Here is a 26,690-nt window from a genome sequence, read left to right as displayed (position 1 = left end):
GGCAATAAAATGACACATAATCATGCAGAAAAAGAACTTTTTTACCCAGACGGAACGATCATGTATCAAGGTGGTGTCAAAAAAAATGATTTCGGTCACGATATTTATGATGGCAAGGGCATATTATTTGATCAAGATGGTGAACGATTATTTGAGGGTGAATTCGTCAATCATATGAAACAAGGAAATGGCATTATGTATTTAAAAGGGCAACTTATTTATCAGGGCGAATTTATTCAAAATAAAAAACAAGGCCATGGCATTTTATATAAGGACGGTTCCATTCATTATGAAGGGCATTTTCGAAATGATTTAATGGATGGTTACGGCATTTTATATTATGAAGAGGATCTTATTGCCCCTTATCAAGCTTTGCGAGAACAATATCTTCATTTAAATCAGCCTCAGTATGAGGGTGATTTTGTTCATGGCATGAAAAAGGGCAAAGGCAAACAATACTATCCAACTGGTTTTTTACAATACGAGGGTGATTTTATTTGGCATCATATGCAGGGGGCAGGGAAGCTCTATTATCCTACTGAATCACCGACAGCTAAGGAGCTTTCCCTTGGTGTGACAGCGCTCCAATATGATGGCTACTTCTTTGAGGATATGAAGCATGGTAAAGGGAAAATCTATTCTCGGCAAGGAATTCTAGAAGCGGAAGGCCAATTTAAAGAGGATGCGATGACAGGACAAGGGGTACTTTATTACGCAAATGGACAGGCCTCTTATAAAGGGGAGTTGGTGCATGGCAAAAAGCATGGACGAGGGGACTTTTATAATGAAGAAGGAAAGATCATTTATAGTGGCGAATTTATCGATGATGAACGGCTACGGATTACACCTGAAATCGAGCAAGAGATAGAGAAACTGCAAATGCAGCTAGATAGCCTTGTAGGTCTACCAAATGCCAAAAAGGAACTACATAATTTAATCAATTTTATTAAAATTCAAAGTTTGCGGGTGGATCATGGCTTAACGAGTTTTCCCATTACCTATCATCTTGTTTTCTCTGGTAATCCGGGCACAGGTAAAACAACAGTGGCACGTATTATCGGTCAAATTTATAAGCATCTTGGTGTCCTATCAAGCGGTCATTTTGTGGAAACAGATCGTGCAGGGCTTGTGGCAGGATATGTGGGACAAACAGCGCTAAAGGTTCAAGAAGTGGTCCATAAAGCAAAAGGAGGTGTTCTTTTTATTGATGAAGCCTATTCCTTGATCAATGATAAACAAGATGCCTTTGGCAAGGAAGCCATTGATAGTTTATTAAAAGCTATGGAAGATTTACGAGATGACTTAGTAATCATCGTTGCCGGTTATACAGAGCTTATGGAGGAATTTTTACAATCTAATCCAGGCTTTAAATCACGTTTTAATCATTTTGTACAGTTTGATAACTTTAGTACGCAGGAACTCTATGAGATTTTTGCTATGCTTTGTCAAACGAATGACTATCAATATGGTGAATCCTTTGCACATCATATGAAAAGGCAGCTAGATCAAATCCCAATTGAAAGCATTCCTAATTTCTCGAACGGCCGTTATATTCGAAACTTGTTCGAAAAACTGGTAACCATTCAATCAAACCGACTAATTCAACAGGCATCGATAACAAAAGAACAGCTGATGACATTTGAGGAGCAGGACATCTTATTGGGCATGGCAGAAAATTTATTTGATAATACTTTTTAAAGATAGTTTGGTTATACGTCTGTTCTAGAGCAAGTCGGCTAGCGGATAATCATATTAAAAATGTAAAGAGCGAGTGGCAAAAGAAAATAACCTAATTCGTAGACACTTTCACTAAAAGCTTTTTCAACACATAAAGGGCATTCACCAAATGGGAGGGAAAAGAAAATGGATGTAAAGACACTTTTGCTACAACAATGGACAAGTTGCTTAGATCAAGAAGACTGGTTTCCACCGCTTGAAAAAGTGCTAGAGGATATTACGCTTGAACAGGCAACTTGGAAACCAACTGAGGGGACAACGAATTCCATTTGGGAAATAGTTTGTCATTTACTTTTCTATAAAAAACGACTTCTCATGCGATATCTTGATGAAACAGACAATGAACCGCAGGCAGAAAATAATGACGCTACTTTCCGTCTACCAACTTTGACGTTGCAAAATTGGAAGGAAACAAAAGAAGAATACTTGTATGTACACCGTGAACTTGAAAAAATACTAGCAAAATCAACACAAGTGGATTTAGAGACAGAGGTACGTGGAGAACGAACATTAGTACTTGAGCTGAAGAGTATAGCAATGCATGACGCCTATCATATTGGACAAATCGTCTTTCTAAGTAAAATGCAAGGAGTTTGGCCAGGGCAACGCGACTGTTAAAAAGGATTCTGTAGAGAATAGGAATGTCCAAATCGGATGTTCCTATATTTTATACCAGAGCAATAACAATCCGAAAGAAGAGAGGGAAGCGAATGAAAAAGTTCATTGGCATTTTTCTAGTGTGTGCTATCTTACCACGTGTAATCACCATTAATCTTACAGTGAATAATCATATCAATGTACATCAGAAAGACCAGAAAAGTTGATGAGTTATCAATGAAGTGGTAATATAAGACAAAACATACGCCATCGTATTTTTAAGGAGAATGAGTATGCAAGTAACGAGAGATGATTGGATAAAAGTCGGCCTACAACAATTAGCAGAAGACGGTATACATAAAGTACGTATCGAGGCACTAGCTCGATCCTTAAACATTAGTAAAGGCAGCTTTTATCATTATTTTCGGGATCATCAAGAACTATTAGATGCCATGCTTGATTATTGGGAAACACATGCGACAAAAGCCATTATTGAAAGTATGGAGCAGGAAGGGGCTACTTTAGAGCAGCTCTTACGCATAAGCTTTCATAAAGATAAGAAAATAGAAATGGGTATCTATGCTTGGTCTAAATATGATGCGCATGTCGCTACTCGAATTGTTCGAATTGAAGAACAACGAATTGACTGTGTCGCCAAGCTTTATCAAAAAAAAGGTATAGAAGAAGAACAATCAAACGATCGAGCAAGGCTTGCTTATTTAAGCTATGTTGGCTGGATGACTCGCTATGAAGCCAACCCCCATTTTGATTTAGAGAAAATGGTGAAGCTGCTGTTATAGAATTTTTTGTGTCCCTAAGAGGGTGTATAACAAATCTTTAGGGACCCTATTTATACCCTGAACATACGATGGCGTATGTTATTGATGGAAAAGGAGGAACGGACTATGTTAATTTTATCACTAGTTTCAGTGTGTCTATTATGGTTGATAAGTATTATTCATGTGTATTGGGCATTCGGTGGGCAATGGGGGACTGGAGCAGCTATTCCCATTAGAGAAGGCAGTCAACAAGCAGTTTTCAGTCCTAGAAAATGGGGAACACTCTGTGTGGCTTTGCTAGTTCTATTAGCGAGTGTTATCATTTTTGTCCAAGGGGGATATATGACAGCCCTACCTGCCTCCACCTATTCTAAAATAGGAAGTATCGTCTGTGCCATTGTATTTAGTATACGAGCAATTGGTGATCTCAAATATGTTGGTTTTTTTAAAACAATCAAGCATTCTCAATTTGCTAAAAATGATACGAAGCTATACAGTCCCTTATGTTTGTTTTTGGGCTTCGTCTATATCCTGTTATTGCTTTAAAAGAATGAATCCTCTAACATGATGAGAGTAAGCTATTGGATAGGGGGAACCAATTAATGCAGCAAATAATTTACTTACTTCGTCATGGCGAGACCGAATTTAATACGCAGGGAAGATATCAAGGACAACTAGATTCACCATTAACGGAGCTTGGTCGAGAGCAAGTGCAACAAAATGCTCGGATGCTGAAAACCTTTATTGGTCATGCTCATGAGTGGAAAATTATTTCAAGCCCACTTGGAAGAGCCGTGGAGAGCACAGAAATACTTTGTGAAACGATTGGCTACGATAAGAATAAGGTGGAGTTTGATCAACGATTAACAGAAGTGGCAGTTGGACAATGGGCTGGTTTAAAAATGTCAGACATTCAGCAAACGTGGCCAGATTTATTGACGAACACAGATGCTTTTAATTGGTATTTCCATGCGCCAGATGGGGAAAGTTATGAAGCGGTAGTGAGCAGACTGTCCTCTTGGCTTAAAGAGATTCAAGATCATCCAAAGGTAGTCGTTGTTTCACACGGTCTAACAGGTCGTATTTTACGAGGGATTTATGCAGGACTTCATAAAGAAGATGCACTTCAATTAGAGGTTTCTCAAGATGTGTTTTTTAAATTAGCTAATCAAGAAGTGACAAGAATTTGTTCTAATTTCGAAGATGTCTATTAACGGATTAAAGCGTATTGGAGCCTTTCCTTCTTTGCTTTTATTCAAACTTAAGGAATATTCAAAATTGCCGCCTATTATAATTGTGTAGGAGGCGTTTTTTTATGAAAAAATGGGTCTTATTTTGCTGTTTGGTTATCGTGATTTTCGTATTATATGATACAAACAAAACACAAGAGTTTGCACATCTTGAGCTACCGTCCTTACATAGTAAAAATGCTTTGCTACTTAATGAACAGGGCGATGTATTATATGAAAAAAATGCGGATGCCATCATATATCCTGCTTCATTAACAAAAATTATGACTGCTATTGTTGCAATTGAAATGACGGATGATTTACAAATGCAAACGATCATCAAACCTCAAACAATTGCCAAATATACCGCTCAAAATGCCTCTATGGCAGGCTTTCATGCAGGAGATTTTGTCACGATTGAAGATTTGTTATACGGCACATTGCTTGCATCAGGTGCAGATGCAACGGCTACACTGGCTGAAGCCATAGCTGGCAGCGAGGATGAATTCGTCACTTACATGAACAATAAAGCACAGGAACTTGGCATGGACGCAACGCATTTTGTCAATACAAGCGGCCTACATGATGAGGCACATGTATCAAGCTTACAGGATATGAGTAAGCTTCTCCGTTATGCATTAGAAAACCCGACCTTTTATCAAATTTTTACTTCGAAAGCTTACACGACACATGTTCCAACAGAATTGCTAATAGCAAATTCATTATTTACGAGAATGCCTAGCATGGATGGAACAATTTTGGGTGGAAAAACGGGATATACGCCAGAAGCAGGGTTATGTCTAGCATCATTAATGGAAAAATATGGACGTAAATTTCTATTCATTACGACAAATGCTCCAGGTTATGCTTGGACACCACCCCCACATATCGAAGATGCTTTGACAGCCTACGATGCTCTTTAATAGGGCATAACTCACGAATGATTGGCTATTTATGTTAAACTATACATGTTTGCAAGGAATGGAAGAAATTATCTAGCAGTTACCAAATGCTATGGAGGTAGAGTCGTAGTGAACCAACACCCATTTAAAATCATCCCATATGATCCCATATATGCGGAACAAACAGTGGTGATGTGGCGAGACAGCAAGAAACAGGCTATTGGGCAGGAAGAACAGCATAGCATGGAAAGCCACATTTATTTTTTAAACCATATATTACTTGAAGCATTTCAAATCGATTTAGCGTTCATGGATAATCAAGTAATCGGAATGATTGCTTATAACGAGAAGGAGATTAGTCAGCTCTATATTCATATTGATTATCAAGGATTAGGAGTAGGCCAAACATTATTAGACCATGTAAAAAAACAATCAAGTGGAAGATTAACGCTATTTACGTTCGAAGTAAATAAAAACGCACAACGGTTTTATGAAAAGAATGGATTTACCATCATTGGAAGAGGACATGAAAATGAAGAGAATTTACCAGATATTCAATATGAATGGATAGATAAATGAAGATTTAGCAGTTCAAAATTTTGTTGAAAAGGAGATTATCCATTTGTCAAAAGGACTTATTCACCATATAGAAATAAATGTTTCTAATTTGAAAAACACCATACATTTTTGGGGATGGTTTTTAGAGGAATTGGGTTATCAACCTTATCAGGAATGGGAAAGTGGTCGGAGCTGGAAAATAGACGACACCTATATTGTTTTTGTCCAAACGAACGAAAAGTTTTTGGATATCGCTTATCATCGAAGTCGTGTAGGTTTAAATCATTTGGCGTTTCACGCAAGTTCCAGGAAACAAATTGATGATATGACAAAGAAGTTGGAAGAAAAGGGCGTTCATATTCTATATGCTAATAAGCATCCATTTGGAGGAGGAGAAGATCATTATGCAGTTTTTTTTGAGGACCCTGATAGAATAAAGGTTGAATTAGTAGCACCATAATTTTTGTGCTCATGGCATTCAACCGTTTGTTCGAATTGTTACAGCGCAACTAATATAGGCAATCGCTGTCCTTTTATCGAAGTAACACACATTGGTGCTGAAATCAACTTGATTAATGAATAGTTTTATAGAAAATAGGGTAGGAGTACTGTATCCATGCCTTTCTAAAAAACTTGAATTCGGAATCTAGTTGATTATAACTATTTTCTGGTATAGACGATTACTCTATAATTAAAGTTAAATCTTAGCAATTTACAGACATGGAAAGACATCAAGGGCGGTGTAGAATAATGAAAAAATTTTTACCTTATGCTTATGCTTTTTGTTTGACGTTTTTACTAGGCTTAATGGTGGGGCAGCTGTCAGCAAGTGCTGAAGGATCAGAGAAGATTCAAAAGATCAATAAAGATGCGGTTATTTACGATGAGCCATCCACAAATAGTGCGGAAATCGGTGAAGTTGCGAAAGGTAGCTTCATCATAGTGACACAAGCAAGTAAAGGGTGGACGCATATTCAAACGCCAGAGCTGGCCGGCTATGTAACATCTGACGTTTTAGTTAAGGTAAAGTCGGAGGGCTACTTAGTTATTCAGAAGGGTGGCACTACTTTATTTACGGCACCAAGTCAAAATGCTCAGCATGCTGGTCAACTATATGAAGGACGCATGGTCTATGTCTATGGTACAGCCCTGGTGGTTGGTCTTTCGTCCAATATGGAGAGGATATAGGCTATGTGGCAACAAATGCACTAAAGAAACCTGTACCAACAAAGAAACGAATTAATGCTCCAAACGGTGCTGTGTTACGCTTGACGGCTAGTCCAAATGGAGAAGTTCTAGGAACAATCGCGAATAAGATGACTGTGCAGCATTACATAACGCTTGCGGGATGGGCTTATGTAGAAGCGGGTGACCAAAAAGGGTATGTCAAAGCTTCTGAATTAGCCAATTTCCAGCTTACTAATAATAAAGTTTATAATAAAGGGGTGCCAGCACCAAAGGGTTCAAAAAAACGTGTAGCTTTAACCTTTGATGATGGGCCAGATGCCAAAGTAACACCGCAAATTTTAGCTACATTACAAAAATATGATGCAAAGGCAACATTTTTTATGGTAGGGAAAAATGTTTCAAAAAATGCTCCAATCGTTAAGCAAATCTATGACAGTGGGCATGAAATTGGCAATCATACATCAAACCATAAAAAATTAACTGCATTATCCATCGCTGGTGTCAAACAAGAAGTTAATGGCACAAGCAATGCAATCTATGCAGCGATTGGTCAGTATCCAACTGTTTTCCGTCCACCATATGGGGCGACAAATGATCAAGTTCGTTCGGTAATGACAATTCCTTCGATCTTATGGTCAATTGATACGCTTGATTGGAAGCATCATAATCCAGATAAAATTTTAGCTTATGTGAAAGCATCTGTAAAAGACGGCAGTATTATTTTAATGCATGATATCCATCAAACGACTGCCAATGGTTTAGATAATGTCCTTCTCTACTTACAAAAGCAAGGCTATGAATTTGTTACGGTTAGTGAGATTTTACAATAATATTCGATGAAATCTAAGTCTGATAGTTATCTGACTTAGATTTTTTTGATGAATCCTTTCAGTGAACTGTGACGCCTTGTATACATAATAGGGGCAATTGACACGCAGCTCTAGTAATTTCAGCTGTAAGAACTTTTAGAGTATAGTTTACGTGAGGGGAATAATAATAGAAAAAGCCGTACTAGTCTTTTAGAGACAAAAGTACGGCTTGTTTTTTATTTAAATAAATTAATAGTTGTAATAATAATAGGAATACCAAACACGTCGATTAAAAAGGCGCCTACAATTGGTACAACGAGAAAGGCTTTTTTAGAAGGCCCGAAGCGTTGGACAACGGCTGACATATTGGCCATGGCATTCGGTGTTGCTCCTAGACCATGTCCTGCGAAACCAGCAACCATCACGGCAGCATCGTAGTTTTTGCCGAGTAATTTAAACAAGACGAAAGTGCTAAATATAACAATAAAGAATACTTGCGCAAAGACGATGATAAATAATGGAAGTGCTAAATCAGCAATTTCCCATAATTTAACACTCATTAGTGCCATTGAAAGGAAGACACCTAATGTCACATCGCCAATTAATGAGATACTCTTCATATTGATTGCTTCTGGTTTAAATTTATCCATAATATTGCGGACTAAGACAGCTACAAACATAGCTCCTACATAGCCTGGCAGAACGAAGCCTGTCGCTTCTGAGAATAATGTTCCAACATAGGTACCGACGGCCATACAGAAAGTAATTAATAAGACTTGTGTAAAGAAGGAATCAGATGTAATTTGTTCATGTTTATTTTCATATTCGATTTCTTCAGCTTCTTGTTCATCGGGTGTTAAATTGTATTTACCAACTAAATATTTAACGATTGGCCCACCAATTAAACCACCAGCCACTAAACCACAAGTTGCAGCCGCAGCACCGATTGTCATTGCTGAGGAAATGCCCAAATCTTCTAATGTTTGTCCAAATGCTGCTGCAGCACCATGGCCACCTTCCATGGATACGGCACCGGCCATCATACCGATCAGAGGATGAATTCCCATCAGTGACGCAAGAGAAACTCCAATGACATTTTGCATGAGGGCAAGGAAGCCACATGCTAGCCAGTAAATAATAAGTAATTTTCCGCCAAGCTTAACTAGCTTAAAGCTTGCTCCTAAGCCGATGGTTGTGAAAAATGTAATCATAAATAAGCTTTGTAATGATGTATCCAGTGATATTTCTAGAGTTCCTGTAGTCTTTAAAATGGTCGCTAGTGCAGCAAACAGCAAGCCACCGACCACTGGTGCTGGTATACAAAAACGTTTTAAGAATCCAATTTTATTAATGAGAAAGCCACCTAATGCAAAGAGTGCAACGGCTAGAAACACCGTTGTAATTTGATTAATTTCGATCATGAACCTTGCCCCCCAAGTAAGTTGTTCAGTGCTTCATAGACAAAATAAGCACCTAATTTCACCGTACGTCCGTTTTCGTCTAATGACGGATTAACCTCGCAAATATCAAAAGAGTGAGTATGCGGATGCGAAGTTACTTTTTGAAGAATCGTACGCACAGTTGTCGGTTCAAGTCCAAACGGTGAAGGTGCACTTACGCCTGGCGCCGATGCTGCGTTTAATACATCCATACATAATGTTAAAAGCACATAATCGTGTTGATCCATATATTTTTGTAAATCATCCATTAATGGCTGAAGGTTAGCCGATGATGTCATGTCATCTTCTACTACATACTTCACTTGTAACTCATCTGCTTTTTCGAATAGCTCTTTTGTATTGCCATAGCGTTGTATGCCAACAACAAAATAATCGACATGTGGGTCTTGCTCTAAAATTTGACGGAACATTGTACCAGAAGAAGGCTGCTCGTCATATGGTCGTAAATCAAAATGAGCATCGATATTGATAATGCCGATTTTTGCTTCCTTTGGTAATGCCGCACGAACACCTAAATAATGACCGTACAGTGTTTCGTGACCACCACCGAGTACAACACATTGTAATTTCTTTTGTAAAAGGATGCTAACCACATCACCAAGCTCTCGCTGTGCCTCCTCTAGTGCGTGATTGAGACAAATGATGTTCCCTACATCAAGAATTTGTTGTTCCTCCTCAAACGTCCACGGTAAACTAGATAGTCCTTCACGTAGTGCGTTTGGTCCATTTGCTGCTCCTACTCGACCTTGATTTCGACGTACACCCTCATCGCACATAAAGCCAATCATTGCAGCACCTTTCTTATCTGAAGCGCTTACATCATTAATCGCGATTCGTTTTACTTGTTGATGCAAACGGAAACTGCTTTTATTTGTTGTTGAATCTATACGGCCTTTCCATTGTTTTTGATCTGTCATTGTGTACATAATCTTATCATCCCCATTGCAAATATTATTGTAGAAAAAATATTGTTGTAATTCATTATATATTCACATAATTATAATTACTAATATATAATTAATATCAATCTATAGCTTTAAACTATAAATGAGGGAGGATCACCGTATTGGATATTAAACAATTACAATATTTTATCGCTGTTTCAGAGCAAATGAATTTCTCAAAAGCCGCAGAAAGACTGCATATTTCGCAGCCTTCCTTAAGTAATGCCATTAAAAAACTAGAACATGAGATAGGCTCACCTTTGTTAGACAGAAATACTAGAAATCTGCAGTTAACGGAAGCAGGTGAGGTGCTATTTGAACGTGCAAAAGTTATTGTGAAAAATATGGAAGTGCTAAAAATAGAAATGGATGAAGTCGTTGTTCATGGCACAAGTGAAATCACTATTGGTGTAATGGAATCAATCAAGCATTGGCTTCCTAAAGTAATTGCTAACTATAAAAAAGAGTATCCCCAAATGATGATCCATTTAGTGGATATTTTAGGCAGTAAGCGTGTAAAAAAATCCTTGAAAAGCTATAAAACCCATTTAATTATTACCAATCAGTTGATGGATGATCCAGAGCTTGAAGTTAAAACCTTATATGAGGAACGTTTAGTAGCGGTTTTACCACTACATCATCCGTTAGCGAAGAAAGAGACTTTATCGATTTCAGATATTAGTGCAGAGCCCTTTATTATAAGTACAGAGGGGTTTCAAACAAGACGTGATATTTTGAATACTTTTGAACAGGCAGGTAAGAGCATCGATATTCAATTTGAAATTGAACGTTTTGAAACGGCTGTATCTCTTGTAAGAGAAAATTTAGGGATAACCATCTTACCAGAAAACTATTTACAGGGTCCAACAGCTAAAACCATTGTTAAAAAGGAAATAGAAGGAGCGAATCTAAGTCGGAATGTTTATTTGGTGTACTTAAAAAACCGCCATTTACCATTTGCTATCCGTCAATTGCTGAAAGATATACTGCAGTTTTTCGAAACGAAAACAATGTAAATTAATCCAATTGCTATATACATGAAATTTTCCTTTTAATTAGAAAATTCGTGAAATGGAATTGATTTACTAGAAAAATAGCGGTAACATTTAATGTAAGAATAAAAATGAATAATGATTCATTTTTTTCGGAGTTCAAGCAAAGGGGGTTTCTTCCAATGAATTTTTCATATAGTGAAAAAGTTGTGAAGTTACAGGACAAGCTGACGAATTTTATGGAGCAATATATCTATCCGAATGAGGCCGTTTATGCTGCACAAATCGAGGCGATGGAGGATCGTTGGGGAGCGATTCCACCCATTATGGATGAGCTAAAACAGAAAGCACAGGAAGCAGGTTTATGGAATTTATTTCTACCAGATAGTGAATACGGAGCGGGGTTAACAAATCTAGAATACGCTCCATTATGTGAAATTATGGGACGTTCACTATTGGCACCAGAAGTGTTTAATTGTAATGCACCTGATACAGGTAATATGGAAGTACTTGTTCGCTATGGTTCCTCACAACAAAAAAAGCAATGGCTTGAACCGTTATTACGCGGGGAAATACGATCTTGCTTTGCGATGACTGAACCTGCAGTAGCGTCAAGTGATGCTACGAATATTGAGGCAAGTATTGAACGAGATGGCGATGAATATATTTTAAATGGTCATAAATGGTGGACAACTGGTGCTTGCGACCCACGCTGTAAAGTAGCTATCTTTATGGGTAAACATAAAGATTCAACAGCCCCTATTCATGAGCAACAATCTATGATTCTCGTACCAATGGATACGCCAGGGGTAAAATTGGAGCGCATGTTAACGGCTTTTGGCTATGACCATGCACCAGAGGGACATGGAGAGGTGACCTTTACGAATGTGCGCGTACCTGTAGACAATATTTTATGGGGAGAGGGAAAAGGGTTTGCGATTGCCCAAGGTCGCTTAGGCCCTGGAAGAATTCATCATTGCATGCGTCTTATCGGTGCGGCTGAACGGGCATTAGAGGAAATGTGTGTACGTGTACAGGAGCGTCATGCGTTTCACCGACCTCTGGCAGATCAAGGTGTGATGCGTGAACGAATTGCCGAGTCACGTATTGATATTGAGCAAGCAAGACTTTTAACATTAAAGGCTGCTTATATGATGGACACGGTGGGCAATAAAGAGGCAAAAGCAGAAATTGCGATGATTAAGGTTGTTGCTCCGAATATGGCACTGAGAGTCATAGACAGAGCGATTCAAGCATTTGGAGCTGCTGGTGTAGGGCCTGATACAACACTTGCTGCACAGTGGGCAAATTCTCGAACATTGCGTTTAGCAGATGGGCCAGATGAAGTGCATCGTAATACAGTTGCCAAGCTGGAATTAAAAAAGCATGCGAAAAAACTTAAGGAGCTGGTGAAATGACTGTAATGGAGTTATTTAGCTTACAGGGGAAAACAGCCATTGTGACAGGTGGGGGACGTGGACTCGGAGCGCAAATTGCCCAAGGCTTTGCCGAAGCTGGAGCCAATGTTGTCTTATGCTCGCGAAAAGTGGAAGCATGTGAGGAGGTCGCTTCAGCTCTTGAAAAATTAGGGGTTCAAACATTAGCGTTAGCCTGTGATGTGACTAAACCAGAGGATATTGCCAATGTTGTGGCACAAACGATGACTACGTTCGGCAAAATTGATATTTTAGTCAATAACAGTGGGGCCTCATGGGGAACACCTGCTATCGATATGCCGTATGAAGCCTGGCAAAAAGTATTTGATGTCAATGTGAATGGAACATTCCTAATGAGCCAAGCAGTCGGCAAATTGATGTTAGAGCAGAAAAGCGGGAAAATTATTAATATTGCTTCTATCGCAGGGCTTGGTGGTACACTACCTGCATTTATGGATACTATTGCCTATAATGCCAGCAAAGGGGCTGTTATAACATTAACGAAGGATTTAGCTGTTAAATGGGGACCTCATGGTGTCCATGTCAATGCCATTGCCCCTGGTTTTTTTCCAACCAAAATGTCTAATGTATTAATTGAACGTGGTCAAAATTATTTGATGGGCGCTACACCATTAAAACGACTTGGCTCCGAAAATGATTTAAAGGGTGTGGCGTTATTTCTAGCATCGGCAGCATCAGATTATGTGACAGGTGATGTCATTGTTGTTGATGGGGGCATGAGCTCCATTATTTAAGGGAGGGATAAGATGGATACAATGCAAGTAAGGGCAAGTGAACGACTAGATGTAGTCAAATTGCGCGCTTTTTTAGAAAGCCATTTTTCTGAACTACCACAGGGGCAATTGGAAATTTCACAATTTAGTGCTGGTCACTCCAATTTAACATATTGCTTGAAAATAGCTGATTTTGAAGTGGTCCTTCGTAGGCCGCCACTTGGCCCAGTTGCTAAGAAGGCCCATGATATGAAGAGAGAGTTTACTATTTTATCAGCATTGCATCCATTTTTACCTGCGGTTCCAAAACCTTATGTTTATGTGGAGGACCGAGATATTATTGGCAGTGATTTCTTTTTAATGGAGCGCAAAAAAGGTATCGTCCTCGACACCTATTTTCCAAAAGGAATAAAACCGACTGAGGAACTAACCCGTCAGCTGTCTGAAAAGATGGTTGACTCATTAGTAGCACTCCATGCAATTCCATATGAGAACACACCATTAAAGGACATGGTGAAGCCTGATGGATTTATGGAACGACAGGTACATGCTTGGATCGAGCGCTATGATAAAGCTAAAACAGCAGAGTACGCTGAAGTAAAAGCTTTAACAGATTGGTTAAAAAAACATATTCCTCATAATGAGGAGGCAACCATTATTCATTATGACTATAAATTGAATAATGCTATGTTTTCTGAGGACTATTCCGAAATGATTGGTTTATTTGATTGGGAAATGACCACAGTAGGGGATCCACTTGCTGATGTAGGTGTCGCAATGAGTTACTGGATGCAAGCGGATGATCCCAAAATGCTGTTACATGCACTGGGTGACCCACCCGTTACGGTATTGCCAGGATTTTATACCCGTCAGCAATTTATTGAACGCTATGCTGAAAAAAGTGGGCGGGATATTTTAGACATTCAATATTACTGTACATTTGCCTATTTCAAATTAGCGGTCATTTGTCAGCAAATCTATTATCGTTATGCCAAAGGGCAAACCAAGGATGATCGCTTTGCTCAAATGGATAAAATGGTTGCTGCCTTAATAAAACAAGCGTCAGCTTCTATTTAACCGTTTAAAAAACAGTTACTTTTCATTGAAGTAGCTGTTTTTATTAATCATGTGCATCCTTGTAGCCATTTGCTTTAACAAATGAAGCAGCTCGGCTAGAGCCCATTTGAGTAAGGCCACTTATACCTCCGAAATGCTCAAAATGTGGTTTCGATGGGCCAGCAAATGGAGCAGCCTCTATTTCCTCGCCATTTAGCTCTTCACCATCTACCTCTTCAAGATTAACTAGCCCAAGGTGAGCAAAATCTTCATCTGAAGAACTAGGTGTGTTAGCACTAACTGAAGGTATCATTATTGCTAACATTAATACAAAAGCGAAAAAACTATAAAATACTTTTTCCATTTTTTATAATAATACACCCCTTTTTTGGAATATTCTAACGTATGTGTTATAATTATTTTCAATATATTCCATAAAATCAGAAATATCAAAAGGGGAAAAATGCAAAAGCCAACTACTAATATAAGAACTTATTTCTGTATATTTGGAGATGATTTTCCATTAGATGAATTCACACGAAAAATAGTAATAACACCAACAGAAACACGTACAAAAGGAGAAATTTATACAATTGGAAAGACACAACACGAAAGTTATACCACATCATGGACTTACGAAATAGATTACCAATTGACAAGTGATCCTACTTTACAAATTAATGAACTAATTGATATTTTCACAAATAAAGTAAATATCATTAATCACTTTCAAAAAGAATTTAATTTAAAATGTAAAATAGCAGTTGTCCTTATTTTCCCCTAAACATCAGGCCTTTTCTTCGACCAAAAACTTATCAAATTTGCTTATGACACCAACTCAGAATATGATATTGATATTTATCGTGATGAAATAAAAATTGAAAATAAAAATGCCTCTAACGATATAACAGAGGCTTTTTATTTTCAATTTTTTGCTTTTTCAGGAACTTTCACACCATCAACTTAGCTGAAATCTCTGGATCAATCATTACTAATAAGAAATGGCCACATTTGTCATATGAAATATACACGATTTTATGCAAAGCAAAGAACAAAACAAACAAGTAAAAATACTGTTATACCAACGTTTAAGATGTTTGTATAAAAAGATGTATAAACAATGTTCATAAGAAAAGCCATAAAACGTCATAAGGGAAATCTGCTATTACTAGGGGTGTTAGACTAGGCAAAGCCTAGTATTTCGGTGTCCCCATAAAAAAGTGCATTTCTACATATTTTCTATACAAACGTTTATTCGTTTCTATATGTTTTCTACATAGAGTATCCAGTCATTTTAGTTCCTTCAACCGTCTCCTAATAGTTGCTTCAGAAACACCTAGTAATCGAGCAATTTCTCGATTACTTTTCCCAGCATCTTTTGGATTCCGACCTTGCCATTTCTCATCATTTTTTTCATCTTTATTATAAACCAAGCAGTCCAAACATTTATTACATACGGCAATCAAAAAGGAGATCGGCAACTCAAAGAAGATCGCCTGCAGCAATTAGAAGAAGTACTAGCAAACCAAGGCAATTAGAAGAAGTACTAGCAACCCAAGGTATTTATCCTGGAGGGAAAGTACATAGAGTGCTAGAAAAATTGATTTATGATCTTACATACAACGGCAACGGCATTATCAAAGTAAGTCGAGAGCATTTGAGCAACAAATTAGAGGTTGGGTTCAACACAATCTCTACAGCTTTCAAGTACATGGAGCAATCCAAGCTATTTATCCTGTCCAGAAACAAAACAGGAAAGACGAATAGTGGTTGTCGTGTCATTTTGGATGTTCAGCATGTGAACTTTGAAAGCATTTTAAGCGAAGTTTATCATCTAAATGTGTATGAAATTGCTATCGTTAAAGATAAATTTAAACAATCAATTAATACTTCGCAACAGATTATCCGACACTACGTTATATTATTATTTAATGCCACTCGCCTTAAAATTTATTCAAATAACTAATCTATCACACGTAAAAAAATAAGAGAGATAGAATGTATGTTCTTATTTTACCATACTTTCTATCTTTTTGGGAAAGAATAAATCGGAAATGAAAACAATAACAATTTATTGATTTTCGATAAAAAAATATTGACTTGAGATGTGGTGGGGATTATTATAGCAATAGCAAATCAGAAGATGTGCTTGAAAATAAATCACAAACAATAGTCAAATTATATGGAGGTAACGATGATGAAGAAATATTTATTAGCAACAATACCTATGGTGATAGGTGTTTTATGTTTATTTATAAAAGGAATTATTGGCGATGAGGTGCTAGCAAACGGAGTAATTGTGGAGAAGAACTTCTTTTTAATCCCATTGAGCTATTTATTTTTCTTTAGTGGCATACTAGCATTGATCTTCTTGTCAACGGTAAAAAAACAAAATATCGCAAAATAACGCTAAAAAACAGGCTTTTATAGAAGCCTGTTTTTTTTGTTAAGACCATATTTGATCGAGCTTGTCACTGTAATAATGAATAGCTTTTTTGTAATCTTTAATGCCTTGATGGTTGGTTGTAATGACTAAAGTATTCAATAATATTTCCATAGATTTTGCATGTTCACCAAGATTATAAAGTGTCATGGCATAAAAAACCTTTACATGCTCGGCTTCAGGAAATTCGTGCATAGCTTGTTCCAATGTCCGTTTCGCTTGTTCGTACAACCCCAATGTCCGATACGTGCTCCCTAAACCTAGATAGGCATCCACTAGAATAGCTGGCTCTAATCCTAACTGAATGGCTTTTTCATAGTGGGGAACAGCTTCTTTTTCTTGTCCTAAAGAATCGTAGGTCCAGGCACATTGAAATTGATAGTAAGCATTTTCAGGTTCTTCTTCGACCAATGCCACCATTAATTGGTTGGCTTCCTTAAGCTGGCCATTTTCTCTTAATGTTAGAACTTGCTCTAATTGTTTATCCATTGATTAAACCCCTTGTATGTAATGTTTCGCATCCTATGGGTTACCATTCAAAAAAATTTTCTTCGATCAGTTGCTCGAAAGATTCAGCTAATAATTGGTTTATTCCATAATCACAAAGAAAAACCTTGCCTAATGAGTCCATAAAAATGGGATTCCCTTCACCATCCATCGAAATGACATAGCTAGTTGGAGAAAGGACCTCACTGAATTGTTGACGAAATGCTAGTGTTAAATCGATGACTGTTTCATTTCCTATACTGGAACCATTAGAAAAAGCAAGAACTGCTAATCCTGCATAGGCTCCACCAAACATTTTCATGAACTGCACGTAATCCTTATTGAATAGTACACCGAGCCTCTGTTGAGCATAGATAATTTGCTGGTTCGCCTAATAATGTTTGGTGTTCCTTATTGAGTAGAAATACCTTCAAACGTTCTAATACACTTTCTTTCATTTCCTCCCACCCTTTTTTAGATGCTTCCCTTATTATATAATCAATAATTTGCTAGAAACCAGAAGTAATGGTATTGTTTGCGTAAAAGTAAATCCATGAGGTGAATAGAATGCTAGAGCGTTCGATGGAAAAGACACGGGAATGCAAAGAGGAAAGGGAGTGATAGATTAATAAGAAAAGAGGATATAAAATGACAAGAGACCAAAAGATTATTTGTGACGGATTTGAATTGCACTATTGTATAAAGGGACAGGGTGAGCCTATTCTAGTCGTAGGAAGCAGTGTGTATTACCCGCGATTGTTCTCAGAAAACCTTTCCAAGCATTTTCAGCTTATTTTTTTAGATCATCGTGGATTTGTGAAGCCTCCTCGTCCTTTAAAACAAGAAGATTATACTTTAGAGAAAATTGTCGACGATATTGAACAAGCTCGACAATTGTTAAAGTTGGAACATTTCATTATTTTAGGGCACTCAGGGCATGCATTTATGGCGATGGCGTATGCTGACACATACCCTCAGCATGTTCGGAAGGTGATTCTATTAAATACAGCTACAACGAATAGCCAAGAAAGACAACAGCAAAGTCTGTCCTTTTTTGATGCTAATGCTAGTGTCGCGCGAAAAAAACAATTTGAACGCGAAATTGCTTTCTTAGCGCAAGATTTAAAGATGGAACCTGAACGACGTTTTGTTCATATGTGTATTCGTATGGGTGCACATAGTTTCTATGATTATTCATTTAATGCTACAGCTATGTGGGAAGGCGTTTATACGAATATGGCAGTTATAGATTATCTTTGGGGGAGGGCTTTCGCTGAGAAGAATCTTTTACAACTAACTCGATCATTCACTAAACCAGTTTTTGTTGGACTAGGGAGGTATGATTTTTTAGTTGCCCCTGTTTCATTATGGGAGGCAATAGAGGATGCTCCTCAGGTTAAGAAAGTTATATTTGAAAAAAGTGGTCATAACCCTATGTTTGAAGAGCCTGAGTCATTTGATGAACAGCTCATTAATTGGATAAACGAAGGATAATTTTTTAAAACTTAGAGCAGTTGGTAACATATGTTATCATCCTGCTCTTTTTTTCATATAGAAATAGGAAGGAGATAGCCGTTAACGGTGAAAATCTTTCACCCTATGGTAAGATAGGAGAGTCCGATCATTCGTTGCGCACATGCTGATCAACAGGAATCCAAGTAGGTGAAAGATCATTATTAAACACCTACAAAAGGCTACTTCCAAAAGAGAAGAGCCAATGCACTAGCTTACCGTATTAGTTTTGCTAATGGCATTCACTTGCTGGCAGTCAATAATAACGGGTCTAGCCGTGTCATCGATTTGAAGGAAATAGGCACAGCAGCTATGTGGATCGAGATAGATAAAGTAAATACCGCAAAAACAATGGCCATCAGAAAGATAGACATCTACTAATGTCCCCGGGTCGAAACATTCTAACTGACTACAAATACAACCCTCACAATGTTTTTTATCTTTGTTTTTTACGTGGCTCTCCAATTGTTTTTTCCCATCCTGAGAACTATTATAATACTTGATGCGATATGAATCTTCTTCTGCCATATCATCCGAGCCGTAATAGTGACCTGTGCAATAGTTCTTTGATTCACAATAGCATTTAGAAAATTTATGATAATTATTTAAATTTCTATCCAATCGTGTTAAATATCGATTTTCATCCATTTTTGATACGCTCCTTTATGGTTTGAATGTCAATTCTAGCGCTAGTCTTCTATTTCTAATCTATGTAAAAGAGCTATCTCGAGTTGGTAATATGTCCATCTACTTGTCATATAAAAGAAAAAGCTAGACTCCTAAAAAAGTCTAGTCTTTTGAATGGCTTACATAATCTTCTTTCAGTAATCCATATATTTCTAGATCAACAATGCCTTTGCCGGACCAGAATGTTGCTTGTCGTAATAAACCTTCTTTTATAAAGCCATTCTTTAGTAGTACTTTTTTCGAGGGCTCGTTTAATGGCATAACTTCAGCTTGAATTCGATTCACCTGAACCTCCTCTAAAAAATAGTTCACGACCATTTCAACTGCCTTCGTAGCAATGCCTTTTCTCCAAAAATCTTCCGCCAAGTAATATCCAATTGTCACCATATTTACTTTTTGATTAAAGTCCATAGCCTCAATAATACCCACTAATTTCTCGCTTTGGGACGCTTCAAAAATACCCCATTTTATTCTACTCTTCTTCTTGAAGTCTCTTTCAAAATGCTCAATCATTTTCTGTACGGTTTGATAGTTGTGTTTTGGAATAATACCACAAAACTCGAAAACCTTAGTATTATCATAAATGGCAAACAACTCTTCTACATGAGAGGCTTCTATTTTCTTTAATGTTAGACTAGTCGTATGTAGCAGAGGAAATTGAGTAAAAACCTTTTCAATCATCATTTTTTGGCTTCCTTTCTTAACCTTTAATAGGAATGTAAATTTTCATTTTCATATTATGTGGATAGATAGATTGCATGACATCTGTTATTTCGAAATCAGGACCCATATCTCTTTCGTAATTAGAGTTAGGCAACCATACCCCGTAAATGTAACGTCTTGTATTCTGTATACCTTCTGCACTACTATTCAAGATAAATTCAGCATATTGACCAGAAGGTAATTCTAAATGGATAAATTCTTGCTGAACACGCTCCTCAAATATTTGGACTTCCTCACCAACAATAAAAGAAAACTCACCATCCTCCTGAAAGCTTGTAGAGATTCCATAGGCCATATTAGGTGCCACTTTTTGTGTAATACGTTCATAATAGTGCTGGCGACCAAAATCATGATAAAAGCCTGGAATTTCAGCATAATACCTCTCATCTTTTAATGATGTTTGATAGGGATAGCCGGTGATTAACTTTTTTCCTACCTGTACAATTGTTGGTTTTTGCATAGTGAGTTCACCATCCATTTTATAATCCAAAAAGTTTATTTTGTGTTGTAATGGTATAGAATTTGCACTCTTCCTGTACTTAGCCGGTGATATCCCAAAGTACTGAACAAATGCCCTTGTAAAAGCTTCTTGAGAACCGTATTGAAAGCTAATTGCCAGTTCAAGTATAGCTTGAGAGGTTGTTATTAATAAAACGGCTGCTTCAGAAAGCCTTCTATTGCGAATATACTGCTGTACGGAAAATCCAGTTATTGCTTGAAACAGTCGCTGAAAATGGAAGGCTGAACAATACGATTGCAAAGAAATATCTGTGATCGACATTTTTTCTTGTAGGTTATCCTCTATATATTCTATAGCGTTTTGAATTCTTTCAAAATAATCCATACGATCATCCTTTCTTATTTTCATCGTACCGTTTGCATGGGAATGTTTTTTGATAATTTATGCTAATTTGTACATTATAGTGGACTGGAAACGAAATCAATAGATATATTGAAATGAATTACAAATATAGGTATAATTTATTTAAATTTACAAGAAAGCGAGTGATCCATAATGATAGTCAGCTCTAATTTTCCATTAAATAATATGAAGGTGCGGAAGAATTAAAAAGGATTATTCTTCCGCAAATAATCGGAGGAGACAATATGTATAGTAATTATGGACCGTTATGTACGGAACTTTACGATTTAACAAAACCAGTAGGATATTCTATTGGTGGGGATATTGAATATTATAAGGAACGTTTACAGGGACTAACAGGTAAGGTTCTTGAGGCAGGTGTCGGCTCAGGCCGTTTCTATATTCCTTTCATGGAGAGTGGTTTCGATGTAGAAGGGATTGACAATTCTTCAGAAATGCTGGCGTCCTGTCGTAAACGATGTCACGATAGAGGGCTTACACCAGTTCTTTATGAAGGCGATGTTTGTCATTTTACATTAGATCAGCAATATGAAGCTATCATCATGCCAGCAGGCTCTTTCTGTTTAATAGAAAATTATCAAGATGCCGTGTCAACTTTAACAAATATGTATCATCACCTTGTTCCAGGTGGACGTATTCTAGTAGATTTAATCGTACCGACAGACTGGAAAACTGGAGAAATTACTACAAGTTATCATCCAACTTCCGAAGATGAAGGGATATCGATTGAAAGGAAATCGATTGCGATTAATTGGATGGACCAATATACATTATCGGTTTTAAAATATGAAAAATGGCAAAGTGGTACATTGATTGATACAGAGCTACAAAAATTTTTATTACGCTGGTACGGTCTAGAAGAATTTAAACTGCTTTTACAAAGTATAGGCTTTTCCGGTATCACATGCTCTGCTAATTACACATTTCAGCAACAGCCTGATGAACATTCATCATTTATTACATTCGAAGCTATACGTTAATTAGCAATGACCAGCACTCTCAAGGAGTGTCTGGTCATTTTTTATTGTTTAATCTACTTTTAATTTTCTAGCTGTACCAATACCTTTTGTTTTCACATTTACCTCAATATGCACGGGTAGATTAGGGTAAAGCGTGGCCCAATCTTTTTTGATACGTTTCCATGCTTGGTGGTCTTCACGATGAAGTACCTCACTAAACTTTAAAATATCAGCTTGATAGGTTTTTTGAATCGTGTGCATTGTTTGTTCTAAATTTTCTTGAACTAATTTACTTGTTTCTTTATTAATAACATCAATCGTTTCTGGCTTTGTTATATCCATTGGACAACTTATTTCCGCTATATTTTGTTCAAGATCAACCTGAATATGGATGGAAGGTTTGTCATTTTTTATGCTGCCAGTAACTTTTGTAGAGGAATTTAAAACTTCTGCTGATATTTTCCCCTTATCCGAACAAGGCACTTTTTGAACGGTCCCTTTTATATGGTTGTGTAAGAAATTATAGTATTTGCTTTCTTCCTCTGTTAAGAAGCCTATAAGCTTATAGTTTTTAAAAACAGCAAGTCCACCGTATTTTAAATTGGCGGGGCTATCCATTTTTTCTATATTGGAGCTCCTTTTTCCGGCTTCTGCATCTCCAAGTATTTGAATGGAGGGCAGAACAGCACTATGATCAATACTCCCTAAAGACTCGATTAAATCGTCTAAAATCACTGATTCAGTTGTTCCCAATACATCTTCAGAGTCCTTTAAGGATTTTAACAATTTACTAGCAGGAATATCCTCTAATGGTGTTAAAATACTTAAGATATCTTGCGCTGTTGATTCATGAGCAACAATAATATTAAAATCGCTTCTTCCCTCAGGATCCCTTTGAAATAAATCTAATATACTATTCATACCATATTCAGCCATCTCTTCACCAATAATAATAGCTTGAACATGTGCATAATAGGGTTTCCTTGGCGTTAGTGTTGTTAATTTTCGGATAGCTTCAAATAAGGTTCTCCCTTTTGCGTGATAGGTAAAAACAGGGACTTGAAAGCTTGTTGAATTCTTCGGCGCAATTTGACTCGGGTTAACAATTTGAACGGAAATCTCTATGAATTCATCCGTTTTATCGACTCCAACAGCTGTGACAATGGCTAATTCATTTAACTCCCGCTTATTCCAACACCCAGTTAACAACAAAACGACTAGAAGTAGGAGAAAAAATGACACCGTGTGTTTAATGATTGGCACCTCCTCTAGGAAAAGGGCAAAGACATTTCCGATACTATTTAGGATAAGCAAATAATAGGGAAAATAAACAAGAAGAGATGCAAGGGTGAAATTTTTTAGAGGACATTCAAGTCTATATACAGAAAAAGTATATAAATCATTTTAAATAGGAGGAGAAAAGAGATGCAATCGTTATTAAATGGAGTAGAGGCCATTTTTATCCCGATAAAAGACCCTCAATTATCAGCCAAATGGTATGAGGAAAAGCTTGGATTTAAGCTTTTATATATAGAAGAAGACGCAGCGGTCATGAAAATAGCGGAACGATCTGTTACGGTCGTATGCTTAGTAAAAACGGAAAATCATCAACCATTACATTTTCCAGATAATCATTTTGGGGTAGGGAAATACTACAATTTTCTTTCTTCATCAATTGAAGAGACCTACCAATCACTAGTAGAGCAACAAGTAAACGTAAATCCTATGGGAGAAGAAGGGGAAACAAAATTTTTCACCTTCTATGATCTAGATGGAAATCCATTAGGGGTTTGCCAATCATAAGCGGGTCACTGTTATAAACAGTGACCCTAGTAACAAATCTAGGAGGTGTAAGGCTAATTAGCTTTACACTACTATCATATACATAATTCTTATATTGAAATAGTTAATTGCCTGGGGAATAGATAGAAAATTAAGAATTATTTTAAAAATGAATGGGGTAGACCTTATTTTTTAACAATGTGCATATAATGGACCGTTTCAAAAGCTGATAGATAATCTGTTCGATGCTGGAAATAAAGCTGTTGAATTGTAGATGGAGATAGATGTTCATAAATAAGTAGATCTGATTGATCTAGCATCTTCTCCATTTCCTCATAACGATAGCACGATCTCATGGGTTCACCACCAGCGGCGGCCATCTTCACCATATGATCTACTCTGTTAGAGATGCCCTTTTCACTAAATAACGATTCATCAGCATAGTCCAAGACAAGTGAGCTACCTGCTGGAACTAGCGCAAAAAGATGGTCTAATAAGCTAGCCAGTTCTTCTTTCGTTAAATAATAGGAGACACCTAAGAGACTAAAAAATGTTTTCTTAAACTGAAAGCCTTGATCCAAAAGAGGTTGACTATGAAATTGTTTCGTAAAATCCATCGCCACAAAATGTAAATTATTGATGCGGTTGAGTGACGCTTCTTGTAATTTTTGTTTTTTGAATGCTTGTGTGGTTGGGAAATCAATCTCAAATATTTCTAATACATGTTCTAAGTGGAGGTGTCGAAAAGCGAATGTATCCAAACCAGCACCTAAAATAACATATTGCTTAACACCGAGCTGTATTTCGTTTTGTAAGACTCTTTCACAATATGCGGAACGTGCCAAGGGAGTCGGCGCTAGTTGAACTTGCGTAATCCATTTTAATAATTCTCTCGATTTGCCTTTATATTTTTTGGCAATTTCCTCGTTGAAGAATTCAATACCTTGCACCATATTGTCTTCAATACTTTGAAATTCATCCTTGGAGATTAATTCCTGTGCTAGATAATCATCAAATATTTTCGGCGTATCAAATTGACTATGGTGGGCTCTGCTAAAGGCGGCTATTAATGAAGTTATACTAGATTTCTGCTTCTTCATCCGAACACTCCTTACAATAAAAAATAGGATTCCCCTGGCCAGGAGAATCCTATTATATAAGAAAAAATATTAAATGTAAATTATAGCGCAAATAAATTTTTTTGTCAAGTTTTTGTGTATATCCAGCAGTTTGAATGTGATTAAAATATAATTGGATATTTTTATTTATAAAAAAGGTAGTATTACAGAAGATGGGGGAGAGGGTATATTTGGTTTTGCCATTCAAGTAATCGATTAAAATATTTTTAAATTTTATGTAACTTATTGCAACGTCAACCGTCTATCTCATTAGTAGAATACAAAAAAACTAAAGCAAGCTAGTAACATTCACTTTTCTCAAAAAGACCAGGATTCACTTATTTCGTGACTTCCTGGTCTTTTTGTGCGGGTAATCCTATTTTTTACGAAAAAATAGGACAAATAATGAAACCTTTTAGCTGTTTATTCGTATTCATAAATGAATCTAAAGCTAAGCAATATTAATTAGTAAGATTCACTTTCACTTAAAAGGCTAGAACTTGCATAAATTATGTAGGTATCTAGTCTTTTTTGTAGGTTTCCTACTTGCAAAATACATAGGACATGCGTAACTCCTATGCTCGAAAAAACATAAATTCCTACCAAAAATTGAATGGAAAATATTTTAACTTGTTCCACGCCCCAACTTAGCGTAGTATTAATACGAATCAAAACTAAGTAAGTTAGTAAGATTCACTTTCACAATAAAACCAGGCGCTCTTCTATGAGGGGCATCTGGTTTTTTGTTTTATGAGATTTTAAGAGAATTAATTTATGGGGTAATCTAGCCCTCTACCACCACTACTAGTATTTGGCAGGCATCATGCAATGAAATGTGCTAATGTGACAGATATAAACACACGGATAAGCGCTTATTTTTTCTCTGCCACCAACATTAAAAACATAGGTTTTTCAAAACCATTCCAGAATACATAAAAAGTAACGTACAAAAAGAGTAATCCTGAAATAAACGAACATATTTACATAAGCCTTTTCCCCATTATTTTACCACCTATGCTACTTAAATATGAAAGGATTAGCCCCCAAAGGATTGAAACGGTGATAAATCCGAAGAAGAAGGGAAGTAAGCTTTCAGTAGCTGAATGTCCAATAGTTGTACATGCTACACTGCCACCAACCATTGCGAACCAAACGATTGCAGTTGGTGCAGAAACTACTAACCAAACACCTGTAAAAAAATAGGCCCATAATGATGTCTTTTCAATCGCTTCTCCATGTAAATTTAGCTTTTTAGGCGCAAACGTATCTCGGAAAGCTTGGAAGGTTAAAAGGCAAAGCATGATTTAAATGACATGAAAAATATCCCTTGATCTTAGTTGTTGGGCTTACATTTGTCATCTCACCCATCATAGAATTTGTTTATTCAAAAAAGGTTAGATAATTGATAGTATTCGTTCAAGCAAAAAGGGGGATTATTTTGTTAAAAACAGTACAAATTATTTTATCAATGATAGGCATCACGCTTTCCATTTACGGACTTATGCCACATGATTATCGGCTAAACTTTTTAATGATCCTTTTTCTAGGTTTATTTATGTTAACATTAGGAATTAATGAATTTCGGCGAGAGAGAAAATTATATGGTTGGTTTCTAGTCGGGGTATTTATCTTTTCGGTTTATGTGTCCATTCAAAGCTTCGTATTATTAGTCTAAA

Annotated in this window: 33 protein-coding genes; 21 read left to right on the top strand and 12 right to left on the bottom strand. The window is 36.9% G+C overall.

Going from position 1 to position 26,690, the window contains the following annotated elements; all coding sequences use genetic code 11:
• Positions 1–9 precede the first annotated feature (9 nt).
• From MKY88_RS13715 to MKY88_RS13670, 10 genes are all read left to right on the top strand, one after another.
• On the top strand, positions 10–1,698 hold the full coding sequence (locus tag MKY88_RS13715; RefSeq protein ID WP_340813935.1) for an AAA family ATPase: 1,689 nt from the start codon (positions 10–12) through the stop codon (positions 1,696–1,698).
• 165 nt (positions 1,699–1,863) lie between these two features.
• Complete coding sequence (locus tag MKY88_RS13710) at positions 1,864–2,355, top strand: DinB family protein (protein ID WP_328200561.1); 492 nt, start codon at positions 1,864–1,866, stop codon at positions 2,353–2,355.
• Between the two features lie 272 nt (positions 2,356–2,627).
• Positions 2,628–3,134 (top strand): TetR/AcrR family transcriptional regulator, encoded by a 507-nt coding sequence (locus MKY88_RS13705; RefSeq protein WP_340813934.1) that lies wholly within the window; start codon positions 2,628–2,630, stop codon positions 3,132–3,134.
• A gap of 105 nt (positions 3,135–3,239) precedes the next feature.
• Positions 3,240–3,659, top strand: a complete 420-nt coding sequence (locus tag MKY88_RS13700) for a DUF3995 domain-containing protein (protein ID WP_340813933.1) — start codon at positions 3,240–3,242, stop codon at positions 3,657–3,659.
• 56 nt (positions 3,660–3,715) lie between these two features.
• Entirely contained in the window at positions 3,716–4,327 is a 612-nt protein-coding gene (locus tag MKY88_RS13695; RefSeq protein ID WP_340813932.1) for a histidine phosphatase family protein, read from the top strand.
• A gap of 101 nt (positions 4,328–4,428) precedes the next feature.
• Entirely contained in the window at positions 4,429–5,265 is an 837-nt protein-coding gene (locus MKY88_RS13690) for a D-alanyl-D-alanine carboxypeptidase family protein (RefSeq protein ID WP_340813931.1), read from the top strand.
• A 108-nt stretch (positions 5,266–5,373) separates the two neighbouring features.
• A complete protein-coding gene (locus MKY88_RS13685; protein WP_328200565.1) occupies positions 5,374–5,823 on the top strand; it encodes a GNAT family N-acetyltransferase in 450 nt (149 codons plus the stop codon).
• A gap of 43 nt (positions 5,824–5,866) precedes the next feature.
• Positions 5,867–6,262 (top strand): VOC family protein, encoded by a 396-nt coding sequence (locus MKY88_RS13680; RefSeq protein ID WP_340813930.1) that lies wholly within the window; start codon positions 5,867–5,869, stop codon positions 6,260–6,262.
• 290 nt (positions 6,263–6,552) lie between these two features.
• Positions 6,553–6,990, top strand: a complete 438-nt coding sequence (locus MKY88_RS13675; RefSeq protein WP_340813929.1) for an SH3 domain-containing protein — start codon at positions 6,553–6,555, stop codon at positions 6,988–6,990.
• 5 nt (positions 6,991–6,995) lie between these two features.
• Complete coding sequence (locus tag MKY88_RS13670; protein ID WP_340813928.1) at positions 6,996–7,820, top strand: polysaccharide deacetylase family protein; 825 nt, start codon at positions 6,996–6,998, stop codon at positions 7,818–7,820.
• Between the two features lie 215 nt (positions 7,821–8,035).
• Here the strand turns inward: MKY88_RS13670 and gltS are convergent, their stop codons facing one another.
• Both gltS and hutG read right to left on the bottom strand, forming a co-directional pair.
• Positions 8,036–9,220 (bottom strand): sodium/glutamate symporter, encoded by a 1,185-nt coding sequence (gene gltS, locus MKY88_RS13665; RefSeq protein WP_328200568.1) that lies wholly within the window; start codon positions 9,218–9,220, stop codon positions 8,036–8,038.
• Positions 9,217–10,185 (bottom strand): formimidoylglutamase, encoded by a 969-nt coding sequence (gene hutG / locus MKY88_RS13660; protein ID WP_258269225.1) that lies wholly within the window; start codon positions 10,183–10,185, stop codon positions 9,217–9,219. The genes gltS and hutG overlap by 4 nt, the downstream gene beginning before the upstream one ends.
• A 140-nt stretch (positions 10,186–10,325) precedes the next feature.
• Between hutG and MKY88_RS13655 the strand changes: the two genes are divergently transcribed.
• The 4 genes from MKY88_RS13655 to MKY88_RS13640 all read left to right on the top strand — a co-directional run bounded on the left by MKY88_RS13655 (position 10,326) and on the right by MKY88_RS13640 (position 14,442).
• A complete protein-coding gene (locus MKY88_RS13655) occupies positions 10,326–11,219 on the top strand; it encodes a LysR family transcriptional regulator (RefSeq protein WP_328200569.1) in 894 nt (297 codons plus the stop codon).
• A gap of 158 nt (positions 11,220–11,377) precedes the next feature.
• Positions 11,378–12,613: an acyl-CoA dehydrogenase family protein gene (locus MKY88_RS13650; protein WP_340813927.1), complete on the top strand. Its 1,236-nt coding sequence runs from the start codon at positions 11,378–11,380 to the stop codon at positions 12,611–12,613.
• Entirely contained in the window at positions 12,610–13,386 is a 777-nt protein-coding gene (locus tag MKY88_RS13645; protein ID WP_328200571.1) for an SDR family oxidoreductase, read from the top strand. The genes MKY88_RS13650 and MKY88_RS13645 overlap by 4 nt, the downstream gene beginning before the upstream one ends.
• A 12-nt stretch (positions 13,387–13,398) precedes the next feature.
• On the top strand, positions 13,399–14,442 hold the full coding sequence (locus tag MKY88_RS13640) for a phosphotransferase family protein (RefSeq protein WP_328200572.1): 1,044 nt from the start codon (positions 13,399–13,401) through the stop codon (positions 14,440–14,442).
• Positions 14,443–14,485: 43 nt separating this feature from the next.
• On the opposite strand, the gene MKY88_RS13635 is transcribed toward MKY88_RS13640, so the two are convergent.
• The gene (locus tag MKY88_RS13635) at positions 14,486–14,785 is read right to left on the bottom strand and encodes a hypothetical protein (protein ID WP_328200573.1); all 300 of its coding nucleotides are present in this window, start codon (positions 14,783–14,785) and stop codon (positions 14,486–14,488) included.
• A 99-nt stretch (positions 14,786–14,884) separates the two neighbouring features.
• Here MKY88_RS13635 and MKY88_RS13630 point away from each other — a divergent pair, with 99 nt between their 5' ends.
• The gene (locus MKY88_RS13630) at positions 14,885–15,205 is read left to right on the top strand and encodes a DUF4279 domain-containing protein (protein WP_340813924.1); all 321 of its coding nucleotides are present in this window, start codon (positions 14,885–14,887) and stop codon (positions 15,203–15,205) included.
• Between the two features lie 505 nt (positions 15,206–15,710).
• Here the strand turns inward: MKY88_RS13630 and MKY88_RS13625 are convergent.
• Positions 15,711–15,854, bottom strand: coding sequence for an AsnC family protein (locus MKY88_RS13625; protein WP_340813923.1), 144 nt, complete (start codon positions 15,852–15,854; stop codon positions 15,711–15,713).
• A gap of 155 nt (positions 15,855–16,009) precedes the next feature.
• Here MKY88_RS13625 and MKY88_RS13620 point away from each other — a divergent pair, with 155 nt between their 5' ends.
• Positions 16,010–16,387, top strand: a complete 378-nt coding sequence (locus MKY88_RS13620) for a hypothetical protein (protein WP_340813921.1) — start codon at positions 16,010–16,012, stop codon at positions 16,385–16,387.
• A 228-nt stretch (positions 16,388–16,615) separates the two neighbouring features.
• Positions 16,616–16,828 carry a DUF3955 domain-containing protein gene (locus MKY88_RS13615; protein WP_340813920.1) on the top strand — a complete coding sequence of 71 codons (213 nt, stop codon included), beginning with the start codon at positions 16,616–16,618 and terminating at the stop codon, positions 16,826–16,828.
• A gap of 39 nt (positions 16,829–16,867) precedes the next feature.
• Here the strand turns inward: MKY88_RS13615 and MKY88_RS13610 are convergent, their stop codons facing one another.
• Both MKY88_RS13610 and MKY88_RS13605 read right to left on the bottom strand, forming a co-directional pair.
• Positions 16,868–17,353, bottom strand: coding sequence for a tetratricopeptide repeat protein (locus MKY88_RS13610; protein ID WP_340813919.1), 486 nt, complete (start codon positions 17,351–17,353; stop codon positions 16,868–16,870).
• Positions 17,354–17,393: 40 nt separating this feature from the next.
• Complete coding sequence (locus tag MKY88_RS13605) at positions 17,394–17,681, bottom strand: SMI1/KNR4 family protein (protein WP_340813917.1); 288 nt, start codon at positions 17,679–17,681, stop codon at positions 17,394–17,396.
• Between the two features lie 317 nt (positions 17,682–17,998).
• Between MKY88_RS13605 and MKY88_RS13600 the strand changes: the two genes are divergently transcribed.
• On the top strand, positions 17,999–18,844 hold the full coding sequence (locus MKY88_RS13600; RefSeq protein WP_193832275.1) for an alpha/beta fold hydrolase: 846 nt from the start codon (positions 17,999–18,001) through the stop codon (positions 18,842–18,844).
• A gap of 228 nt (positions 18,845–19,072) precedes the next feature.
• Here MKY88_RS13600 and MKY88_RS13595 read toward each other — a convergent pair whose 3' ends face one another.
• The 3 genes from MKY88_RS13595 to MKY88_RS13585 form a co-directional block, all read right to left on the bottom strand.
• Entirely contained in the window at positions 19,073–19,510 is a 438-nt protein-coding gene (locus MKY88_RS13595) for a hypothetical protein (protein WP_340813915.1), read from the bottom strand.
• A gap of 141 nt (positions 19,511–19,651) precedes the next feature.
• Positions 19,652–20,233, bottom strand: a complete 582-nt coding sequence (locus tag MKY88_RS13590; RefSeq protein WP_340813913.1) for a GNAT family N-acetyltransferase — start codon at positions 20,231–20,233, stop codon at positions 19,652–19,654.
• 16 nt (positions 20,234–20,249) lie between these two features.
• Entirely contained in the window at positions 20,250–21,116 is an 867-nt protein-coding gene (locus MKY88_RS13585) for an AraC family transcriptional regulator (protein WP_340813910.1), read from the bottom strand.
• A gap of 263 nt (positions 21,117–21,379) precedes the next feature.
• Here MKY88_RS13585 and MKY88_RS13580 point away from each other — a divergent pair, with 263 nt between their 5' ends.
• On the top strand, positions 21,380–22,135 hold the full coding sequence (locus tag MKY88_RS13580) for a class I SAM-dependent methyltransferase (protein ID WP_328200578.1): 756 nt from the start codon (positions 21,380–21,382) through the stop codon (positions 22,133–22,135).
• Positions 22,136–22,183: 48 nt separating this feature from the next.
• On the opposite strand, the gene MKY88_RS13575 is transcribed toward MKY88_RS13580, so the two are convergent.
• A complete protein-coding gene (locus MKY88_RS13575; protein WP_328200579.1) occupies positions 22,184–23,377 on the bottom strand; it encodes a Ger(x)C family spore germination protein in 1,194 nt (397 codons plus the stop codon).
• A gap of 162 nt (positions 23,378–23,539) precedes the next feature.
• Between MKY88_RS13575 and MKY88_RS13570 the strand changes: the two genes are divergently transcribed.
• Positions 23,540–23,917, top strand: coding sequence for a VOC family protein (locus MKY88_RS13570; RefSeq protein ID WP_328200580.1), 378 nt, complete (start codon positions 23,540–23,542; stop codon positions 23,915–23,917).
• A gap of 164 nt (positions 23,918–24,081) precedes the next feature.
• Here the strand turns inward: MKY88_RS13570 and MKY88_RS13565 are convergent, their stop codons facing one another.
• On the bottom strand, positions 24,082–24,996 hold the full coding sequence (locus MKY88_RS13565) for a class I SAM-dependent methyltransferase (protein ID WP_328200581.1): 915 nt from the start codon (positions 24,994–24,996) through the stop codon (positions 24,082–24,084).
• 998 nt (positions 24,997–25,994) lie between these two features.
• Positions 25,995–26,315 (bottom strand): LysE family transporter, encoded by a 321-nt coding sequence (locus MKY88_RS24625; RefSeq protein WP_445669169.1) that lies wholly within the window; start codon positions 26,313–26,315, stop codon positions 25,995–25,997.
• Positions 26,316–26,452: 137 nt separating this feature from the next.
• On the opposite strand from MKY88_RS24625, the gene MKY88_RS13555 reads away from it, so the two are divergent.
• Positions 26,453–26,689 (top strand): DUF3953 domain-containing protein, encoded by a 237-nt coding sequence (locus MKY88_RS13555; protein WP_328200583.1) that lies wholly within the window; start codon positions 26,453–26,455, stop codon positions 26,687–26,689.
• Position 26,690 lies beyond the last annotated feature (1 nt).

Origin of the sequence: Lysinibacillus sp. FSL R7-0073 (genome assembly GCF_038009065.1) — a bacterium.
Classification (GTDB): Bacteria; Bacillota; Bacilli; order Bacillales_A; family Planococcaceae; genus Lysinibacillus; species Lysinibacillus fusiformis.
Note: the sequence above shows the minus strand (reverse complement) of the source record. Positions and strands in the feature narration are given on the sequence as shown.

Excerpts from the sequence above, each read along its gene's own strand:
- MKY88_RS13630 (WP_340813924.1), top strand. The coding sequence starts at position 14,885 with ATGCAAAAGCCAACTACTAATATAAGAACTTATTTCTGTATATTTGGA.
- MKY88_RS13715 (WP_340813935.1), top strand. The coding sequence starts at position 10 with ATGACACATAATCATGCAGAAAAAGAACTTTTTTACCCAGACGGAACG.
- MKY88_RS13705 (WP_340813934.1), top strand. The coding sequence starts at position 2,628 with ATGCAAGTAACGAGAGATGATTGGATAAAAGTCGGCCTACAACAATTA.
- MKY88_RS13710 (WP_328200561.1), top strand. The coding sequence starts at position 1,864 with ATGGATGTAAAGACACTTTTGCTACAACAATGGACAAGTTGCTTAGAT.
- MKY88_RS13615 (WP_340813920.1), top strand. The coding sequence starts at position 16,616 with ATGATGAAGAAATATTTATTAGCAACAATACCTATGGTGATAGGTGTT.
- MKY88_RS13700 (WP_340813933.1), top strand. The coding sequence starts at position 3,240 with ATGTTAATTTTATCACTAGTTTCAGTGTGTCTATTATGGTTGATAAGT.
- MKY88_RS13690 (WP_340813931.1), top strand. The coding sequence starts at position 4,429 with ATGAAAAAATGGGTCTTATTTTGCTGTTTGGTTATCGTGATTTTCGTA.
- MKY88_RS24625 (WP_445669169.1), bottom strand. The coding sequence starts at position 26,315 with ATGCTTTGCCTTTTAACCTTCCAAGCTTTCCGAGATACGTTTGCGCCT.
- MKY88_RS13595 (WP_340813915.1), bottom strand. The coding sequence starts at position 19,510 with ATGGATGAAAATCGATATTTAACACGATTGGATAGAAATTTAAATAAT.
- MKY88_RS13610 (WP_340813919.1), bottom strand. The coding sequence starts at position 17,353 with ATGGATAAACAATTAGAGCAAGTTCTAACATTAAGAGAAAATGGCCAG.
- MKY88_RS13590 (WP_340813913.1), bottom strand. The coding sequence starts at position 20,233 with ATGATGATTGAAAAGGTTTTTACTCAATTTCCTCTGCTACATACGACT.
- hutG (WP_258269225.1), bottom strand. The coding sequence starts at position 10,185 with ATGTACACAATGACAGATCAAAAACAATGGAAAGGCCGTATAGATTCA.
- MKY88_RS13640 (WP_328200572.1), top strand. The coding sequence starts at position 13,399 with ATGGATACAATGCAAGTAAGGGCAAGTGAACGACTAGATGTAGTCAAA.
- gltS (WP_328200568.1), bottom strand. The coding sequence starts at position 9,220 with ATGATCGAAATTAATCAAATTACAACGGTGTTTCTAGCCGTTGCACTC.
- MKY88_RS13570 (WP_328200580.1), top strand. The coding sequence starts at position 23,540 with ATGCAATCGTTATTAAATGGAGTAGAGGCCATTTTTATCCCGATAAAA.
- MKY88_RS13580 (WP_328200578.1), top strand. The coding sequence starts at position 21,380 with ATGTATAGTAATTATGGACCGTTATGTACGGAACTTTACGATTTAACA.
- MKY88_RS13635 (WP_328200573.1), bottom strand. The coding sequence starts at position 14,785 with ATGGAAAAAGTATTTTATAGTTTTTTCGCTTTTGTATTAATGTTAGCA.
- MKY88_RS13565 (WP_328200581.1), bottom strand. The coding sequence starts at position 24,996 with ATGAAGAAGCAGAAATCTAGTATAACTTCATTAATAGCCGCCTTTAGC.
- MKY88_RS13650 (WP_340813927.1), top strand. The coding sequence starts at position 11,378 with ATGAATTTTTCATATAGTGAAAAAGTTGTGAAGTTACAGGACAAGCTG.
- MKY88_RS13695 (WP_340813932.1), top strand. The coding sequence starts at position 3,716 with ATGCAGCAAATAATTTACTTACTTCGTCATGGCGAGACCGAATTTAAT.
- MKY88_RS13585 (WP_340813910.1), bottom strand. The coding sequence starts at position 21,116 with ATGGATTATTTTGAAAGAATTCAAAACGCTATAGAATATATAGAGGAT.
- MKY88_RS13645 (WP_328200571.1), top strand. The coding sequence starts at position 12,610 with ATGACTGTAATGGAGTTATTTAGCTTACAGGGGAAAACAGCCATTGTG.
- MKY88_RS13675 (WP_340813929.1), top strand. The coding sequence starts at position 6,553 with ATGAAAAAATTTTTACCTTATGCTTATGCTTTTTGTTTGACGTTTTTA.
- MKY88_RS13600 (WP_193832275.1), top strand. The coding sequence starts at position 17,999 with ATGACAAGAGACCAAAAGATTATTTGTGACGGATTTGAATTGCACTAT.